This is a genomic window from Rhizobium sp. HT1-10 (genome assembly GCF_049472505.1).
Classification (GTDB): Bacteria; Pseudomonadota; Alphaproteobacteria; order Rhizobiales; family Rhizobiaceae; genus Rhizobium.
This window is the reverse complement of record NZ_JBCEBQ010000003.1, coordinates 501,168-519,318: the sequence shown is the minus strand read 5'-3', so window position 1 is coordinate 519,318 and position 18,151 is coordinate 501,168. Positions and strand designations below refer to the sequence as shown.

Sequence of the window (18,151 nt, the reverse complement as noted above, 5' to 3'; positions counted from 1 at the left end):
GATGGTTCCGGGAGGAAAGGCTTCAGCCTGCGGGCCAGTCGTTCGCCGGTTCCTCCAGCCTGGCAGCCTGAATAGGCTCGCTCTCTGATGGGTCATCGGCGGGATCGGGATCCTTTTCATCCGCCTGACGCAGCTGGGCAACGGTGAAGGTGATCGCGTCGAGCACTTGCTCCTTTGTCCAGCCCCTGGAACTCGCGCTGTCGAGCAGGTCGGCGATAATGGGCATGACGGAGTCCTGCAACTCGATCACGGAGGCGGATGCAGATGTTTCGTTCGACTTGTCCATGGTGATCTCCAGCTGTCTACCGACAACTTTCGTTCCCCGCATTTGTTCCGGGCCACGTCTGAGGCCGCGGAACGCTTCCCTCGGATCAGGGCCGATCCACCTGGTGGATCGACGCGATCTTGATGCGCCATCCATCCATCTCGAAGATCCCGTCGCGACTGGTGACTGCGCGGACAATATCGCCGTCCGTGATCCGCGCCTGCTTCGGCGCGGTCTTGCTGATGATCGTCCGAAGACGCTCCAGATTGAGAACACCGTCATGCAGCACGACGCCTTGGTGATGGACAGAGGCATGGAAAAGCATTGAAGCGTCGATCATCGTCACCTCCCCGGTTTGCGATCTGGCGACCTCAGGAGCTTCAGTCGCCACCGATTTCAGATGTAGGAATTGCGTGAGGATGAGACAATGGAGGCAGGACGGGTTTGTGCGTTGTCGGAAAACAGGTTGAAGCAAGCATTAAGCGCCCGCGCCGGCCGCGGCTTGCGTCCCAGACCGGGACAAAGCAAAGCAACGGCCTCGTGTTTCCTCTGATGGGGAACGCTAAGCCGTTGCTTTATATAAGAATTTGGTGGGTGATGTAGGGCTCGAACCTACGACCCGCTGATTAAGAGTCAGCTGCTCTACCAACTGAGCTAATCACCCGCACCGCTTGTTCTTCCGGTGTGAGGGCGATATAAATAGGATCGCTTTCTTTGTCCAGCCGATTGACGAACTTTCTTTGCAGAATTCTGAAAAAAATCGGGAAAACTGAAAAAAGCCTTATAAATCAAAGCTCCATTGTTCCTGAAGCAATGCCTACCGCCTGCCCGCCGATCCGCGCATTTGCAATTTCGCCGCCGGACACGTCGATGTGCAGGTGGATCAGCGACGGACGCCCCATCTCCACACCCTGTTCTATGATCGACGGATGATGCCCATCGGGCAACCTGTCGAAGTGGTGGATCGCTCCCGACAGAGCCGCCACCGCCGATCCTGTTGCAGGGTCCTCGACGATACCCATGCCGGAGGCAAACATCCTCGCGTGGAACTTGGCGGTGTGGTTGATCGCACCGCGACAATAGAGATAGGCCGAGGCCAGCGCGCCGTCGACGAAGGGCACGGTTTTTTCCCAGAGCTGGGGATCGAACTCCACCCGCCCTGCCGTGCCGATGTCGCGCACCGGTATCAGCAGGAAGGGAACGCCCGCCGACCAGAGCGACGGCGTATGGTTCTCGAAGCCAAGCTCGCCCGGCTGCAGGCCCAGCGCGTTGGCGATACCGAGCTTGTCGAGCGCGAGATTGATTTGCTGGGATTTGCGCGGCAGGTCGAATTCGGCGAAGCTCGCCTGCTGCTGCCGCAGCCGCACCGCGCAGCGCACCGGCCCCACCCTCTCCTCAAGCACGCAGACGAGATCGAGACTACCGCCCTGGCCTGCGTGATCGCGTTCCGCAAGCGCGATTGCCGTACCGACGGTCGGGTGGCCTGCAAAAGGAAGCTCGCGTCCAGGCGTGAAGATCCGAAGACTGGCGCTATGGGCGGGATTGGTGGAGCGGCAGACGAACACTGTCTCGGAAAGGTTCATCTCCCTGGCGATCGACTGCATCGCTTCATCGCTGAGATCATCTCCGTCGAAGATCACGGCGAGCGGGTTGCCTGCCAGCTTGTTCTCGGTGAACACATCGTAGACGCTGTAGTTGCGAACCAAATCGGCCTCCTCAAATACTTGACGACGCGCAACCTGCCCGACCCCGCTTGCGAGCGCAAGGCGATTGGATCAGCTCCGCTCCTCGAAAAACCAGGTCAGTATCCGTGGCATCGCGCCATGGTAGGGCTGTGCCGCCGGGTCGGCAGAGCGAATGGTCACGGCACCCGATATCTCCTGATCGTCGGTTTCGACCATATGCCGCTCGATGGCGGCGACCAGTTCCTCAGCCGTCCGGGCAAATCGGAAGACGCGGAACAGCGTTACCGTCCGACCACTGCAGACGCCATGGTAGCCGCCTTCGGGAACGGCCTCGCCGAGGTCGAGCCCGGTCTCCTCACTGACCTCGCGCGCCATGTTCCGGTCGACGTCACAGCGTCCGTCGAAGATATCGTGCTCGTCGAGGGAGCCCGCCGCAAAGTAGACCGAACCCGGGTTGGCGGTATGCTCTCCCATGCGGATGGCGATCAACGCGCCGTCCGAGCTGGCAATCACAGGATAGGCAAAGACATGCATGCCCGTCCCCTGCCCCATTTGCTTGCGCCACCACAAAAAGGTGGAGAAGGGCACGACATAGGCTTCTCCCGTGATGCCCGACGGGTCGATCGACATGCGGTGCTGTAACACCATGCGACCATCGTAGAGCATTGGATTGGCAGCTATTTCCTGATCCCAGTTTGCCTCGATCGCATCGAGATGGCGCAAGCGGACCGGATGTTCGCCTGGCAGAACCCTAAGCTCGATTGACGGTACGGCAAAGACGGTCTGCTCCGGCGGCCATCCAGCGGTATCCTCGGAAAGTGCAGCGTTCATTTCATATCCAGTATCATTGGGGCAAGAAGGTCAGTTGCAGCAGGAGGCTTGCATCGCCCGCTTATCGGCCGAGGAAACCCGCCATCGTCCGGCGCAAGCCGAGACCTTGCAGACGGCATCCGGTTTGAGATCGTCAAGGCTTGGACGGACATGGTGCGAATCCCGTAGAAGGAAAGGCAAATCAACCACAGGCCTCCGGTGGGGACAACAGGCTTGTCGCAACCCCAGTTCATCTACTAAAGCCGCCAGCCGGCTCGCAGCGAGAAACGCAGCCTGTCCCCCGGCACAAGCCGCTGCCGCGAGTAGGCGCGCAGCACCTGCCCATCAGCGAGCGCCAGGCGGAGCGCGTAACGCTCGCCCTCATAAAGGACCGCCTCCACGGTGCAGTCGATGCCATCGGGATCGGCGATCACATTCTCCGGCCGCACCAGAATATCGGCGCGCGGCATCGCTGCCGGCGACTGCCCGTTCAGCATCGCCGAAAGCGCCGTCCAGTCGAGCAAGCGTTCGGGGGCGGCGCTCTGCATCGGCAAGGAGAGGATCGCGCCTTGGCCGATCAGGCTGCCGACCAGCCTGCCTTCCGGGCGGGCATAGATTTCGGCCGGTTCCGCCACCTGCAGCAGCCGACCCTCGGACATCACGGCGACATCGGTCGCCAGCGCCATTGCCTCGCTTTGGTCATGCGTCACATAGACCATGGTCGCGCCGGACCGCTCGTGGAAGTCGCGAAACGTCTCCTCCATCTCCTTCTTCAGATGCCGGTCGAGATTGGCGAGCGGCTCGTCGAGGAGGACAACGTCGGGCGACGTCACCAGGCAGCGGGCCAGCGCCACCCGCTGCCTCTGTCCGCCGGAAAGATCGGCCGGGCGGCGCGTGGCGTAGTCTGCAAGGCGCACGGTGTTGAGCGCATCCATTACACGATCGCGGTAGTCGGCCCCCGAGATGCCGCGTACCTTCAACGGATAGCCGACGTTATCAGCGACGTTCATATGCGGCCACAGCGCGTAGGACTGGAAGACCATCGCCATGTTGCGCTTTTCCGGCGGCAGCGTCGCATTGGCATCGGCAAGCAGCCGGTCGCCGAGATGGACTGATCCGCCGGTCGGCTGCTCGAAGCCGGCAATCATCCGCAGGACCGTGGTCTTGCCGCAGCCGGAAGGCCCGAGCAACGCCAGGAAGCCACCCTCGCGCACCGTCAGCGAGACGTCTTCGACCGCTGCACGGCCGTTGCCGAAATCCTTGTGCAGGGCTTTGAGGATCAACTGCGCCATGGGACAACCCCTTTCGGCAGGCGGTGGGCGATCAGTTCCAGGAGCAGCATCAGCACGACCACCATGGCAACCACCAGCACCGACATCGCCGAAGCGAGATCGGCACTGCCGCCGTCGTCGAGATTGTAGATGACCACCCCGAGCGTCTGCGTACCGGCCGACCACAGGAGGGCCGAGACCGTCAGCTCGTTGCAGGCAATCAGGAAGACGAGGATGACGGAGGCGCCGGCCGCCGGCGCGATCAGCGGCACGATGATGTCGATGAGGCGGCGGAAGAAACCCGCGCCCGAAAGCCGCGCCGCCTCCTCCAGGGCCGGATCGAACTGCAGGAAGGCGCTCATGACAGGCTTCAGGCTGACGGAAAAATAGGCCGAGAAATAGGCGAGCAGGATGATCCAGATCGTCCCGTACAGCGTGACGTTGATCAGCGGCAGCGGCGCTGCGAAGACGAGAATGAAGCAGACCGCGATGATGATCCCTGGCAGCGAATAGGGGATCTCGATCAACCCGGCGACCACCCGGCTGGCGAGATCCTTGCGCTTCGTCAGCATATAGGCGGCAAGCACTGTCAGGGCCAAAAGCCCGAACGCGGTGGCACTCGCCAGAAACAGCGAATTGGCAAAGGCTACCCGTGTCACCGACTGGTGAAACAGGATCTCATCGAAGGCATGCAGCGAGGCCGTCTTCAGCGACAGCGGCACGCCATAGGCCGGCACCAGCGCCCCCGCCACCAGCGCCAGGAAGGGCGCCACCAGCATGATGAAGATGAGCCCCCAAAGCAGCGGCAGAACGACGAGCCGCCAGCGACCAAGGACAAAGGCAGCGGTTGCGCCGGACAAACCGATCAGGCGGTAGTCGCGTCCGCGCAGTGCGCGGTTCTGCACGGCCAGCCCCAGGATCGAAATGATCGCGATGATCGACGACAGCACGGCAACATCTCCGAAGGTGCGCGGGCCAAACGCCGAGAACTTGGTGAAGATCAGGGTCGACAGCGTGAAGATCGAGGCCGGAATGCCGAGGATCGCAGGAATGCCGAAATTGCCGATCGAGGAGACGAAGGCGATGGCCGCGCCCTCCATGATACCCGGCAGCGACAGTGGCAGCGTAATGTCGCGAAAGACGCGCCAGCCGCCGGCGCCCGACAGCCGTGCCGCCTCGACGCCATCGCGCGGCAGCGCCATCAGCCCGGCCCTCAGCGCCAGATAGACCAGCGGCGCGTGCTGGACGCCATAGAGCAACGCGATGCCACCGACCGAATAGAGGGGCTGCGGCGACCCAAGTGGCGGGGCGATGTGCAGCGCCTTTAACAGCGGGCTTGAGGGGCCGCTCATCTGCACCCAGGCCAGCGCGGTCACCTGCGGCGGGATCATCATCGGCAGCACGAACAGGAAACTCAGCGCACCCTTCCCCGGCAGGTCCGTCAGGCCGAGCAGGAAAGCGAACAGGCAGCCGATAACAAGCGAAATGACGGTGCCGATGACGGCGGTCTCGAGCGTGTACCAGGTCGACTGCCAGAGGCTGGGATCGGTGATCAGCGTATAGGCGCCGCCCCGCATCAGCGCCGCGACGCCGGTCACGGCCAGCCGCGCCAGCGGCAACGCCGAAAGGATCAGTACCGCAAGGACAACGAAGGGAAACAGCCAGCCCGGCTGGCTGTTTCCCCGACGAAGGTATTCGTTCATGCAAAGCCCAGGTTGATCGACGGGATCTTGTATCTCACTTCGCGCCGAAGAACGAGGAGAAGGTCTTCAGGTCCTGGTCGGTGTTCTTGACGGCGGCCGGCGCATTCAGCGGCAGCACCTTGATCGTCTCGCGGGCGGGGAAGCCTTCGGGCATCGCGGCGCCATTGCGCGCCGGGATGTAACCGAGCTTGACGAAGCCAGCCTGGCCCTTTTCGGACAACACGTAATCGACAAAGGCCTTGGCAGCGTCCGCGTGCTTGGCGCTCGACAGGATCGCCACCGGCTCGGTGACAGCCGACACGCCTTCCGTGGGAAAAACGAAGGCGAGCGGTGCGCCCTTGGCCTTCTCGCGGATCGGCATGTAGTCGACGATCATGCCATAGGCCTTTTCGCCTGACGCAACCGACTTCAGCACCTGCCCGTTGCCGCCGGCGGCAATCGCGCCATTGGCCGCAAGGCTCTTGTAGAAATCCCAGCCGAGGCTCGGGACGCCGGCCAGTGTCTGTGCATGGATCAGCGCCGCGCCTGAAGCCAGCGGGCTCGGCATGACGACGAGCCCCTTTGCCTCGGGCTTGGCAAGATCCTGCCAACTGGCCGGCTTCATGGTCGCCGCCGTGTTGTAGACGATGCCTGTCGTGATCAGCTTGGTGGAGTAATAGTAGCCGTCGGCATCATAGAGAGCCGGGTCATAGTGGCTGGCTTCCGGCGACTTGTAGGCCATCAGCTTGCCGGCTTCCTTCAGACGCTCGAGCGTCACGGTATCGGCGATCATCAGGACGTCGGCGGCAGGGCTGCCGGCTTCCATCTCGGCCTGCAGCTTGGCGATGATCTTCGGCGTACCGTCGCGCACCCAGTCGACCTTGATCGAGGGATTGGCGGCCATGAAGCCGTCCACGGTCGCCTGGGCGTCCTCGTTCGGCTGGCTGGTATAAAGCACGAGGTCGGCAGCGGAGGCTGGCAATGCGGCGAAACTGGCGGCAAGCAGCGCGGCGGCGGTAGCGATCATCTTCATGGCTCGGATCCTCATTGCGGGTTGCCTCTCCCATAGGGATGGCGCTTTACAGTCGTGTGACAGGCGAGAAGGTAACGCGGATACACGCGCTTCGACTGTGTCCGCCACTCATTATTGGTTCGTTCGGCCGACCGCAGACGAGAACAGTTGATTGCATCAGCAATTTCTGGAATGCCCTGATAACCGACGCGCTACGCCAAAAAGCCAATGAGGCCCGCCATGAAGACATCTCCATCCCGCCGGGCACGCCTGCGTTACCAGTTCGACAAGAGCATGGCCGCCGGCCCGATTGCGCTGATCGGCTGGCTGGCGATCATCTCCCTGATCATCATCGTCACTGCCGGCATCTTCCTCGCCCTGACCGGCATCGCCCAGGACGGCGGACAGCCGATGAGTTTCGTCGAAGGCGCCTGGGAATCGCTGATGCGGACGATGGACGCCGGCACGATGGGTGGCGATCTTGGCTGGGATTTTCGCGGCGTGTCGCTGTTCGTCACCATCGCCGGCATCTTCGTCTTCTCGGCATTGATCGGCGTCCTGAGTTCGGGGCTGGAGGAAAAGCTGAGCGAGCTGCGCAAGGGGCGCTCGCAGGTGCTGGAGAAGGACCACACCATCATCTTCAACTGGTCGCCGTCGATCTTCGACATCATCTCCGAACTGGTGATCGCCAACGAAAGCCGCCGCAAGCCGCGCATCGTCATCATGGCCCGAAAGGACAAGATCGAGATGGAGGACGAGATCTCCGACAAGATCGGCAAGTTGGGCAATACGCGCATCATCTGCCGCAGCGGCGACCCGACCGACCTCTACGACATCAATATCGTCAACCCGCAGACTTCGCGCTCGATCATCGTCCTGTCACCAGAAAGTGACAGTCCGGATTCCGAGGTCATCAAGACGGTGCTGGCGCTGGTCAACGATCCAGGCCGACGCGCCGAACCCTACCTCGTCGCCGCCGAAATCCGCGACGCCCGCAATGCCGATGTCGCCCGCATCGTCGGCGGCAAGGAGCTGCAGCTGATCCTCGCCGACGACCTGATCTCGCGCATCGTCGTGCATTCCAGCCGCCAGTCCGGCCTCAGCGGCGTCTATTCCGAGCTCCTCGATTTCGACGGTTGCGAGATCTACACCATCGAGCAGCCTGGTCTCGCCGGCAAGAGCTTCGGAGCCTCGGTCATGGCCTACGAAAGCAGCACCCTGATCGGCTATTGCGACAGCGATGACAATGTCCACCTCAACCCGCCCGCCAATCGCATCTTCCTGCCCGGCGAGCGCGCCATCCTGATTGCGGAGGATGACACGACGATCACAGCCGGCAACGGGGAAATCCGCGTCGACCGCAGTGTCATCCTGGCCGCCCCCGCTCGCGTCAGCGTGGCCGAGCGAACGCTTGTTCTCGGCTGGAACCGGCGCGGACCGATCATCGCCCACGAGCTGTCGCGCTACGTCGCGGCCGGTTCGCAGCTGATGATCGCCGCCGAAACGCCGGGCCTGGAGGACGAGGTGAAGGGCCTCAAGCTCGCCTCGAACAATCTTGAGGTGATTTCGCGCGTCATCGATACCAGCAGCCGCGTGGAACTGGATGGCCTCGATATCCCCGGCTATGACCATGTGCTGGTGCTTGGCTACAGCGACCACATGGCGCCCCAACCGGCCGACACGCGCACGCTCGTCACCCTGCTGCAGCTGCGCAAGATCGCCGAGCAGGCCGGCCGCCATATCAGCATCGTCAGCGAAATGACCGATGTCCGTAACCGTGAACTGGCGGCGGTCACCCGCGCCGACGACTTCGTCGTCAGCAACAAGCTGGTCAGCCTGATGCTCGCCCAGGCCTCCGAGAACCCCTACATGGCGGCGATCTTCGGAGAGCTTCTCGACGAGGACGGCTCCGAGATCTACATGCGCCCGATCACCGACTATGTCGCGATCGACAATCCCGTCACCTTCTACACGATCTGCCTGGCGGCGCTCCGGCGCGGCGAGATCGCCATCGGCTACCGCCAGCAGGCCGACAAACCCGATCCGCGCAACCTCGGCGGCGTCATCGTCAACCCGAACAAGGCGCAGCCGATCAGCTTCACGCCGGAAGACCGACTGATCATCCTTGCCCGGGAGTGAGAAGGCGACCATAGGCCGCTGGCCGTCCGCATTTCGCAAGGCCTGAGCTTGTCTCGGGCTGCGACAACGGCTTGATACCGGCGGGTATCACGGACCCCCGGCCGGAGGCCGGGGATGACACTCAGCGCGAGTCGCCGGGCCAGAGCGGCTCAGGTGCCGTTCAAGCAGCTCGGGAGATCATTTCGCCGGCAATCAGCCCGCCGAGACGGCGAATGCCTTCCTCAATCGACTGGTCGTCGGCGCGCGAAAAGCTCATGCGGAAGGTATTGGCGCCCGAGCCGTCGGCGAAGAAGGCCTGGCCGGGCACGAAGGCGACCTTGGCCGTCTCCAGCGATTTCGCCAGTAGCGCGGCGCCGTCCATGCCCTCCGGCAGCGTCACCCAGATAAACATCCCGCCCTGCGGTTTGGTCCAGCTCGTTCCCTCCGGCATGTATCGCGCAAGGGCCGCCAGCATGCAGTCGCGGCGACGACTGTAGACCTTGCCGATCTTGGCAACCTGGGCATCGAAACCGGCTTCGGCGACCCTGTGCGTGGCCATCTGGTTGATGGTGGAGGAATGCAGATCGGCGGCCTGCTTCATCAGCACCAGCTTGCGAATGACGGGCGCATTGGCGACGACGAAGCCGACCCGGAGACCGGGCGCCATAGTCTTGGAAAAGCTGCCGCAATAGATCGTCCGCGTTGCTCCGATGTCGCCCTTGCGGGCGATCTCCAGCGAAAGGATCGGCGGGATGGCATCGCCGTCGTAGCGCAGCGACTGGTAGGCGGCATCCTCGATGATGGCGATGTCGAGATCGTCGGCGAGGTCGATCAGCCTCTCGCGCGCCGCAAGATCGATCGTCTCGCCGGTCGGGTTGGCGAAATCCGGCGACAGATAGGCGAACTTCACCCGCCCGCCGGCCTGCTCGGCCGTTGCGCGGTAAGCCTCCGGCGTGCGGTTGCCATTCGGCGTCAGCCGATCGTAGCTGGGCTCGTAGGCATTGAACGCCTGCAGCGCACCGAGATAGGTCGGCGCCGTCACCAGCGCGGTATCATTCGGCGACAGCATCAGCTTGCCAAGATAGTCGAGCGCCTGCTGCGAGCCGGAGACGATGAACACATTGTCGAGTTCGCAGGGAACGCCAAGGCCGGCCATCTGCTTGACCAGCCACTCGCGCAGCGGCTTATAGCCCTCGCTGACGGAATATTGCAGCGCCGCGTCGACGCTGGAGCCATCGAAGATATCGGCATAGGCCTGCTTGAACGCTTCCTTCGGAAACAGCTCCGGATCGGGAATGCCACCGGCAAACGAGATGATGTCAGGACGGTCTAGCAGCTTCAGCAATTCACGGATTTCGGAGGCGCGCATTCGGCTGGAGCGCGTCGCAAAGATGTTTTCCCAATTGAACATGGGGCTTCCTCGTAATTTTTGGTCTTTAGAGGAGATAACCACGCAACAAATGATAAGTCAACAATGCTGACCTATTTTCCTTGCCAGTCGCAGTTCTGCCAAGTGCCATGGGAACAGGACTGCCGCCTTACCGACTTTATAAATCCTGTTTCGACTGGCGCAGTCGATGTGTTACTCTTACCTAGTAGAGATCGATGAGGTAATGGTAAGATGGCGACCGCGACACTATCCTCGAAATTCCAGATTTCCATCCCCAAGGAAGTCCGCGACCAGCAAGATTGGGCTGCGGGTCAGGAGTTTGTCTTCATCCCGAAAGGCAAGGCGGTGCTGCTAATGCCGGTGCCGACACTCGAGGGCCTTAGGGGGATTGCAGCCGGGGCAGATTCGGAAGGCTATCGCGACCGCGACGATCGCCGCTGATGCGGATCGTCGACAGCTCGGCCTGGATCGAGTGGCTCCTCGACAGCCCAACCGGGCAGAGCTTAAGCAGCCGGATGCCCGAGCGGCATCAATGCGTCGTCCCGACCATCGTACAGCTCGAACTTGCCAAATGGTTGGGTCGCGAAAAAGGTGAGGACGCGGTCGACCAGTTCTTCGCATTCACAGCCACATGCATCGTCGTACCTCTGGATACGACGATAGCGCGCCTCGCGGCCGAAACGGCCACCCGTCACAAGCTTGCCATGGCAGATGCGATCATCCATGCAAGCGCCGAGCTATACGACGCAGACATTTTGACCTGCGACGCTCATTTCAAAGGCCTGGAGCGTGCAGTCTACATCGAGAAAATCGGCTAGCCGACGCTGGTGTCCGCTCCAAGCTGCAAGCCCGAAAAAAGGCCGGAGCTCTCGCCCCGGCCTCCTAAAATCAAACAATCAAGCAAGCTTAGTTGACGCTCTTGTCGACCAGCTTGTTCTTGCCGATCCAGGGCATCATGCCGCGCAGCTTGGCGCCGACTTCCTCGATCTGGTGGTTGTCGTTCATGCGGCGGATGCCCTTGAAGCGCGAGCCGCCGGCGCGGTATTCCTGCATCCAATCCGAGGTGAACTTGCCGGTCTGGATGTCGGTGAGGACGCGCCTCATTTCAGCCTTGGTTTCGGCCGTGATGATGCGCGGTCCGGTGACGTATTCGCCCCATTCGGCCGTGTTCGAGATCGAGTAGTTCATGTTGGCGATACCGCCTTCATAGATCAGGTCGACGATCAGCTTCACTTCGTGCAGGCATTCGAAATAGGCCATCTCAGGTGCATAACCGGCTTCCGTCAGGGTCTCGAAACCGGCGCGGATAAGTTCGACCAGACCGCCGCAGAGGACGACCTGCTCGCCGAACAGGTCGGTTTCGCATTCTTCTCGGAAATTGGTTTCGATGATGCCCGAACGGCCGCCGCCGACGCCGCAGGCGTAGGAGAGCGCGAGTTCAAGCGCGTTGCCCGAAGCGTTCTGGTGAACGGCAACGAGGCAAGGCACGCCGCCGCCCTTCTGGTATTCGCCGCGAACCGTGTGGCCCGGGCCCTTCGGTGCGATCATGACGATGTCGACGGAAGCCTTCGGCTCGATCAGGCCGAAATGGATGTTGAGGCCGTGCGCGAAGGCGATGGCAGCGCCGTCGCGGATGTTGGCGGCGATGTCGGCCTTCCAGATGTCGGCCTGCAGTTCGTCTGGGGTCGCCATCATCATCAGGTCGGCCCAGGCGGCCGCTTCGGCAACGGTCATGACCTTGAAACCGTCGGCTTCGGCCTTCTTCACGGTCGGCGAGCCGGCCTTCAGCGCGATGACCAGGTTCTGGGCGCCGCTGTCCTTGAGGTTCAGCGCATGGGCACGGCCCTGGGAGCCGTAACCGATGATGGCGACCTTCTTGGCCTTGATGAGATTGAGATCGGCATCACGATCGTAATAGACGCGCATTTGATTTGTCCTTCCCTTGTTTGTCGATTTTCGTTTGAAACCATCAAACGGATGCGGCAGCATCCGCTGAAACTTTTTCCGTGCCGTACAGCCGCAGGAAGGCACTGACCGCCCTCTCCGCCTGCTGGGCACCATTCTTGATGCTCGGCTCGCCGAGCAGCATGCGCACGTGCAGGTCGGAAACGACCAACCCGTATAGCGTATGGTAGGCCTCGTCGGCGTCGCCGAAGCGCAACAGTCCGGCCCGCTTGCCGGCGTCGATCAGGCCGCTTGCACGCCGGTCGATCTGGCGCCGTCCGCGCTCGAGCAACAGCTTGCCGAGCTTCGAGCCATCCCGGTTCGACTGGCCGATCGCCAGCCGGTTCAGCGCCAGCGACACGTCGCCTGCCAAGACTTCTAGAAGGTCGCGGGCAAAGATCACCAGATGATCGTGCAGGCTGGTCGCCGTCAGCCGCTCGCCGTTGCGCTCGAAGGTGCGCACCTTGCTCGCCTGATGGGCAATCATCGCCGACAGCAGCCCGTCGCGATCGCCGAACCACTTGTAGAGGCTTTCTTTGGAACAATTGGCAGCGCGCGCCACGCCCGATGTCGTCAGCGCCTTCTCGCCGCCGTCCACCAGCAATCGCAGCGCCTGCTCCAGAACAGCGTTCTGGCGCGGCGAAAACTCCGATGTCTGCAGTGCGTCGCTCGGCACAATGGCCACTCCCATTTGCGTACCGTACGGTACGGTTCGCATGCTTTATGCAGCAGGGCGACAGGCGCGTCAAGTATCTTGGAAGGGGTCTCCGGAGATTTTTTAGCAGCCCGCTCGCCGTCGATGGGGCAAGCGCTACTCGGCAGCGATGGGCGCGCGCATACCTTCGACATCTCGCAGCGGCGACAGGCCGTAGAGCCGACTGTACTCGCGGCTGAACTGCGACGGACTCTGGTAGCCGACCCTGTGGCCGGCGGTGCCGACATCGAGCCGCTCGATCAGCATCAGCCGGCGCGCCTCGTGCAGCCGCAGCTGCTTCTGGTACTGCACCGGCGTCATCGCCGTGATCGTCTTGAAGTGATGGTGAAACGAGGAAACGCTCATGTTGACGTGCTCCGCCAGATCCTCGATGCGCAGCGGCCGCGCGAAATTCTCCCGGAGCCAGGCGATGGCGCGGGCGATGCGATGGCCGTGATTGTCGGCGACGGCGATGTTGATGAGCTGGCCGCCGGCTGGGCCGGTCAGGATGCGATAGAGGATCTCCTGCTCGACCAGTGGCGCCATGGCCGCGATATCGTTCGGATTATCGAGCAAGCGAAGCAGTCGGACAGCAGCATCCATCAGCTCGGGCGTTGCGATATTGACGACCATCCCTCGCTGCCCGGAGGCCGGCTCGACCGGACGAGGAAGATCGACGCGACCGAGCAGATCGAGAAGCTTTTCCGGGCTTATGGCCAGCGTGATGCAGAGGTGCGGCACCTCGGGGCTCGCCTCCACCACGCGCCAGGCCACCGGCAGATCGAGCGAGGTCAGAAGATAGTCGCCGGCGCCATAGTTGATTGTGTCGGTTCCGAGTTGCAGGCTTTTCGCACCCTGGATGACCATCGCGAAACAGGGGCGATAGCTGCTGTGACAGGGTGCGCTCGGCGTCGAACGGCGGCTGATGCCTAGACTTTCGATCTCTGTCTGGAACGCTCCATCGCCCGGCGCGTAACGGGCTGCGATCGATGCGATTTCGTGATATTCGTTAAACAGCAGGGTCATGCGGCACTCTGGATGAAGGGGCGAGACTGTCGCGCCGGATCGCTTCTATTTAAGCTACATTGCGCTTTCGGCAAACTGCAGCCCGGCAGATTTTTGCAGGATCGGGCAAAAAGCCAAGAGGATCGCTCTAACGCCGGTGACAGGATCCGGGGCATAAAAGAGCATCACTTCGCAGACCGGAAAAGGAACATCCCATGACAATCGCAAAAGGCTACGCCGCGACGGACGCGTCCAAACCCCTCACCCCCTTCACCTTCGAGCGGCGCGAGCCGAATGCGGACGACGTCGTCATCGACATCAAGTTCGCCGGCATCTGCCACTCCGACATCCACACCGTACGCAACGAATGGAAGAATGCGGTTTTCCCGATCGTACCCGGCCATGAGATCGCCGGCATTGTGTCCGCCGTCGGCGCCAATGTGACGAAGTTCAAGGTCGGCGACCATGTCGGCGTCGGCTGCTTTGTCGACAGCTGCGTCGGCTGCGCCAGCCGCGATGTCGACAACGAACAGTACATGCCGGGCCTCGTCCAGACCTACAACAGCGTCGAAGCCGACGGCAAGACGGCGACACAGGGCGGCTACTCCGACCATATCGTCGTCAAGGAAGGCTACGTCCTGTCGATCCCGGACAACCTTCCGCTCGACGGCGCCGCTCCCCTGCTCTGCGCCGGCATCACGCTCTATTCGCCGCTGCACCACTGGAAGGCCGGCCCCGGCAAGAAGGTTGCCATCGTCGGAATGGGCGGCCTCGGCCACATGGGCGTGAAGATCGGCGCGGCGATGGGTGCCGACGTCACCGTTCTCTCGCAGACCCTTTCGAAGAAGGAAGACGGCCTGCGTCTCGGCGCCAAGGAATACTACGCCACGTCTGACGCCTCGACCTTCGAAAAGCTCGCCGGCACCTTCGACCTGATCATCTGCACGGCCGGCGTTGCGATCGACTGGAACGCCTATCTCGGCCTGCTCAAGGTCAATGGCTCGATGGTCATCGTCGGCGCGCCGGAACATGCGATCCCGGTTCATGCCTTCTCGCTGATCCCGGGCCGCAAGAGCCTGTCGGGCTCGATGATCGGCTCGATCAAGGAAACGCAGGAAATGCTCGACTTCTGCGGCAAGCACAACATCGTCTCGGAAATCGAGAAGATCAACATCCAGGACGTCAACGAAGCCTATGAACGCGTCCTGAAAAGCGACGTCCGCTACCGCTTCGTCATCGACATCGCCTCGCTCGCAGCCTGAGATTTTTACGCGAGACGAATAAGGAAAGGCGGCTCCTCGGGGCCGCCTTTCTGCTTACTGCCGCCACCCAGGGACCGTTCGTCATACTCGGGCCTGTCCCGAGCATCCAACCCGGCGTATTGGTTGGCCAGGCAGATCCTCGGCACAAGGCCGAGGAAGACGACGGAGAGCGCTCAGTCTGCCGACTTATAGGCGCCCCTTTAGCCCACCCGAGCGCGCGGCTCGAAGCCCTCAAGCCGTTTGATGGCAAAAGAGGCGCTTCGCGGGTTACTCTGCGCTTTTCGCACTATCCCACGAGTGCCACCCGGCATCGCGCCAAGTACCAGCTTCACTCCTCGCGCGGCACTTCCTTCTGCGTAATCAGCCGGGCGCTGTGCTGTCGGCTAAGGTAGATCCATAGCCAGCTCCAGGCGACGCTGAAGCGTGACCGTGTGCCGATCAGGAAGTAGATGTGGGCGAGCCCCCAGATCCACCAGGCGAGCCTGCCCTTGAGCTTGAGCCAGCCGAAATCGATGATCGCCGCCCCCTTGCCGATCGTCGCGAGGTCCCCCTGGTGGCGATAGCGGAACGCGGCAGGCGCGGCATTGCCCGAGAGGCGGGCCTTGATGACCTTGGCGACGAACGCGCCCTGCTGCTTGGCGGCGGGTGCCACGCCCGGCACGGGCCTGCCATCCTCCCGCTGGACCGACGCCGTATCGCCCACGACAAAAATGTTCTCATCGCCCGGCACCGTCAGATTGCTCTCGACAACGGCACGACCGGCGCGGTCGGCCGGTATCCCCAGCCAGGCGGCGGCCCCCGAGGCCTGGACGCCGGCGGCCCAGACGACCGTCCGGCATGGAATGAAGGTATCGCCGACGACAACGCCGTCTGCCGTGCAGGAGGTCACCGCCTGCCCGGTGCGGATATCGACACCGCCGCTCTCGAGCCTGCGATGGGCGTAGGCCGACAGGTCTTCGACGAAGGCGGACAGAATGCGCGGCCCTGCTTCGACGAGGATGACGCGGGCTTTCGTGGTATCGATCCGGCGAAATTCCTTTGCCAGCGTCTCATGCGCGAGTTCGGCGATGATGCCGGCAAGCTCGACGCCGGTCGGCCCGGCCCCGACGATGACGAAGGTCAGCAGCGCCTCCTGCACAGCAGGATCGGTCTCCATCTCGGCGCGCTCGAAGGCCAGCAGCAGGCGGCGGCGGATCGTCGTGGCATCCTCGAGGGTCTTCAACCCGGGGGCGACCGGCTCCCATTCGTCATGACCGAAATAGGCGTGCGTTGCACCGGTCGCCAGCACCAGCGTGTCGTAGGGAACCGTCTGGCCACCGGCGAGAGCGACCGTGTTTGTCTGCCTGTCGATACCAACGACCTCGGCCAGCAGCGTCGTCACATCAGGTCTTTCCCGGAAGAGGCCGCGAATCGGCCAGGCGATCTCGGAGGTCGACAGGAGCGTCGTGGCCACCTGATAGAGCAGAGGCTGGAACAGGTGGTGATTGCGACGGTCGATCAGGGTGATGCTGACCGGCGCTCCCTTGAGGTCGTTGACGATTTGCAGACCGGCGAAGCCGCCGCCGACCACGACGACACGATGTTGCCCCATGACAATACTCCTTCAACGCGCCTCCCATCCCCTCAACTGGGCCTATCTTGCGCATGCAACAAACGCTGTTTGCGCATGGCTCCCTTGCACATCCTCAATTTCGTGGGTTGCGAGGCGCTGACATTGCGGCGGGGGTTCTGCGCTGGCCTGTTGCGACAGTTATGGATAGGATGGCTGTTCCGCATCACGGACGGGATATCGATGGCATCCGGCACCAGTCGTATTGAAAGAGAAACAACAGTGGTCGCCTCTTCAAAAAAGGACCTGTCGTCAGCACCGAAGGCCCTCGCCCAGCACATCCTGCCAACGTCCGGAACGATGATTGGCATCTGCACGACGCTGATCGGCTTGGTGAAGGTCGTCGAAGGCCGAATCGGGCCAAGCCACGTTGACGAATATGCGGCCTGCGCATCGCTGCTGTTTCTCGCCAGCGCCCTCACCTCCTATCTGTCGATCCGCTATTCGCACAGGCAATGGTTAAGCCGGCGGCTGGAGACGGTTGCCGACCAATGCTTCCTTGTGGGTTTGTTGGCGATCACGGCAATTGGCCTGCTCTTCGCTTATGAGGCGATCTGAAGATCACGGCAGAGAACGCGCACCTGTGGAGCCTCCACCCGGTGCGGACGTCGATCCAATGCCTTGGGAAGACAACGATCTTAGGCGCCAGTCTCTCCCGGATCGGTTTCTCCAACTGCTGCCGGTTCGCAACCGCTTGCTCGCCGACTGCTCCATTGCAACGATCAACGAATTGTGCGTCGCAAAATAACACTTGATTTGGAAACGATCATTTCCTAATTAGCGGAAATGGAAAACGCTACTCTCCCGGATTCAAACCGCCCACGCGGCAGACCGCGCGAATTCGACATGGACGAAACGCTCGACAAGGCGTTGGCAGTCTTCACCGCACGCGGCTACCACGCAACCTCAATCAGCGACCTGACGGACGCGATGGGTCTGACGGCAGGCAGCGTCTACAAGGCCTTCAAGGATAAGCGCGGTGTCTTTCTGGCCGCCTTCGATCGCTACCGCCTGCTCGGCCGGAGGCGATTGAAGCAGGAAATCGCCAAGGGCGACAACGGTCGCGACAAGGTCCACCGCGTGCTGATGTACTACATCGACCGCTCCTATGGCGAACCTGGGCGCAGTGGCTGCCTCGTCGTCAGCGGCGCCAATGACCTGGCAGTTCTCGACGATGAAGCCGCGGCACGGGTGGCGGCCGCTTTCGAGGCCGACCAGAGCCTCATAGCCGACCTCATCCGCCTCGGTCAGTCTGACGGGACGATCAGCACCACCGTCGATCCGGACGCAGGCGCCTTGACGCTGCTCTGCCTGACCAAGGGTGCCCGGGTGATCGGCAAGACCGGCCGCCGACGCGAGGAGATGACCGCCGTCGCTGACATGGCCATGACAATGCTGCGCTGA

At 62.3% G+C, this 18,151-nt stretch carries 18 protein-coding genes and 1 tRNA gene; 6 read left to right on the top strand and 13 right to left on the bottom strand.

Features of this window, described 5'->3' with window-relative positions; genetic code table 11:
• Positions 1–22: 22 nt before the first annotated feature.
• From VH564_RS11095 to VH564_RS11060, 8 genes are all read right to left on the bottom strand, one after another.
• Complete coding sequence (locus VH564_RS11095) at positions 23–286, bottom strand: hypothetical protein (RefSeq protein ID WP_423339876.1); 264 nt, start codon at positions 284–286, stop codon at positions 23–25.
• A gap of 85 nt (positions 287–371) precedes the next feature.
• A complete protein-coding gene (locus tag VH564_RS11090; protein ID WP_423339875.1) occupies positions 372–605 on the bottom strand; it encodes a hypothetical protein in 234 nt (77 codons plus the stop codon).
• A 248-nt stretch (positions 606–853) separates the two neighbouring features.
• Positions 854–929, bottom strand: a tRNA-Lys gene (locus VH564_RS11085).
• Positions 930–1,053: 124 nt separating this feature from the next.
• Positions 1,054–1,971, bottom strand: a complete 918-nt coding sequence (locus tag VH564_RS11080; protein WP_423339874.1) for a PhzF family phenazine biosynthesis protein — start codon at positions 1,969–1,971, stop codon at positions 1,054–1,056.
• Positions 1,972–2,040: 69 nt separating this feature from the next.
• Positions 2,041–2,781: an NUDIX hydrolase gene (locus VH564_RS11075; RefSeq protein WP_423339873.1), complete on the bottom strand. Its 741-nt coding sequence runs from the start codon at positions 2,779–2,781 to the stop codon at positions 2,041–2,043.
• 236 nt (positions 2,782–3,017) lie between these two features.
• Positions 3,018–4,052 carry an ABC transporter ATP-binding protein gene (locus tag VH564_RS11070; RefSeq protein WP_423339872.1) on the bottom strand — a complete coding sequence of 345 codons (1,035 nt, stop codon included), beginning with the start codon at positions 4,050–4,052 and terminating at the stop codon, positions 3,018–3,020.
• A complete protein-coding gene (locus VH564_RS11065; RefSeq protein ID WP_423339871.1) occupies positions 4,040–5,734 on the bottom strand; it encodes an ABC transporter permease in 1,695 nt (564 codons plus the stop codon). The genes VH564_RS11070 and VH564_RS11065 overlap by 13 nt, the downstream gene beginning before the upstream one ends.
• A gap of 34 nt (positions 5,735–5,768) precedes the next feature.
• Positions 5,769–6,746 (bottom strand): ABC transporter substrate-binding protein, encoded by a 978-nt coding sequence (locus VH564_RS11060; protein WP_423339870.1) that lies wholly within the window; start codon positions 6,744–6,746, stop codon positions 5,769–5,771.
• Positions 6,747–6,965: 219 nt separating this feature from the next.
• Between VH564_RS11060 and VH564_RS11055 the strand changes: the two genes are divergently transcribed.
• Positions 6,966–8,864, top strand: coding sequence for a CASTOR/POLLUX-related putative ion channel (locus VH564_RS11055; protein WP_423339869.1), 1,899 nt, complete (start codon positions 6,966–6,968; stop codon positions 8,862–8,864).
• A 160-nt stretch (positions 8,865–9,024) separates the two neighbouring features.
• Here VH564_RS11055 and VH564_RS11050 read toward each other — a convergent pair whose 3' ends face one another.
• Positions 9,025–10,254 carry a PLP-dependent aminotransferase family protein gene (locus VH564_RS11050; RefSeq protein WP_423339868.1) on the bottom strand — a complete coding sequence of 410 codons (1,230 nt, stop codon included), beginning with the start codon at positions 10,252–10,254 and terminating at the stop codon, positions 9,025–9,027.
• Positions 10,255–10,464: 210 nt separating this feature from the next.
• Here VH564_RS11050 and VH564_RS11045 point away from each other — a divergent pair, with 210 nt between their 5' ends.
• Together VH564_RS11045 and VH564_RS11040 are read left to right on the top strand one after the other, a co-directional pair.
• Positions 10,465–10,674 carry an AbrB/MazE/SpoVT family DNA-binding domain-containing protein gene (locus VH564_RS11045; protein WP_423339867.1) on the top strand — a complete coding sequence of 70 codons (210 nt, stop codon included), beginning with the start codon at positions 10,465–10,467 and terminating at the stop codon, positions 10,672–10,674.
• Positions 10,674–11,051 (top strand): type II toxin-antitoxin system VapC family toxin, encoded by a 378-nt coding sequence (locus VH564_RS11040; RefSeq protein ID WP_423339866.1) that lies wholly within the window; start codon positions 10,674–10,676, stop codon positions 11,049–11,051. The genes VH564_RS11045 and VH564_RS11040 overlap by 1 nt, the downstream gene beginning before the upstream one ends.
• 88 nt (positions 11,052–11,139) lie before the next feature.
• Here VH564_RS11040 and ilvC read toward each other — a convergent pair whose 3' ends face one another.
• The 3 genes from ilvC to VH564_RS11025 all read right to left on the bottom strand — a co-directional run bounded on the left by ilvC (position 11,140) and on the right by VH564_RS11025 (position 13,897).
• Positions 11,140–12,159 carry a ketol-acid reductoisomerase gene (gene ilvC / locus VH564_RS11035; RefSeq protein WP_423339865.1) on the bottom strand — a complete coding sequence of 340 codons (1,020 nt, stop codon included), beginning with the start codon at positions 12,157–12,159 and terminating at the stop codon, positions 11,140–11,142.
• 43 nt (positions 12,160–12,202) lie between these two features.
• A complete protein-coding gene (locus VH564_RS11030; protein ID WP_423339864.1) occupies positions 12,203–12,868 on the bottom strand; it encodes a TetR/AcrR family transcriptional regulator in 666 nt (221 codons plus the stop codon).
• Positions 12,869–12,988: 120 nt separating this feature from the next.
• Positions 12,989–13,897, bottom strand: a complete 909-nt coding sequence (locus tag VH564_RS11025) for an AraC family transcriptional regulator N-terminal domain-containing protein (RefSeq protein WP_423339863.1) — start codon at positions 13,895–13,897, stop codon at positions 12,989–12,991.
• A 194-nt stretch (positions 13,898–14,091) separates the two neighbouring features.
• Here VH564_RS11025 and VH564_RS11020 point away from each other — a divergent pair, with 194 nt between their 5' ends.
• On the top strand, positions 14,092–15,138 hold the full coding sequence (locus VH564_RS11020) for an NAD(P)-dependent alcohol dehydrogenase (RefSeq protein WP_423339862.1): 1,047 nt from the start codon (positions 14,092–14,094) through the stop codon (positions 15,136–15,138).
• Between the two features lie 328 nt (positions 15,139–15,466).
• Here the strand turns inward: VH564_RS11020 and VH564_RS11015 are convergent, their stop codons facing one another.
• Positions 15,467–16,729: an NAD(P)/FAD-dependent oxidoreductase gene (locus VH564_RS11015; RefSeq protein WP_423339861.1), complete on the bottom strand. Its 1,263-nt coding sequence runs from the start codon at positions 16,727–16,729 to the stop codon at positions 15,467–15,469.
• A gap of 318 nt (positions 16,730–17,047) precedes the next feature.
• On the opposite strand from VH564_RS11015, the gene VH564_RS11010 reads away from it, so the two are divergent.
• Both VH564_RS11010 and VH564_RS11005 read left to right on the top strand, forming a co-directional pair.
• Complete coding sequence (locus VH564_RS11010; protein ID WP_423339995.1) at positions 17,048–17,305, top strand: hypothetical protein; 258 nt, start codon at positions 17,048–17,050, stop codon at positions 17,303–17,305.
• 228 nt (positions 17,306–17,533) lie between these two features.
• Entirely contained in the window at positions 17,534–18,151 is a 618-nt protein-coding gene (locus VH564_RS11005; RefSeq protein WP_423339860.1) for a TetR/AcrR family transcriptional regulator, read from the top strand.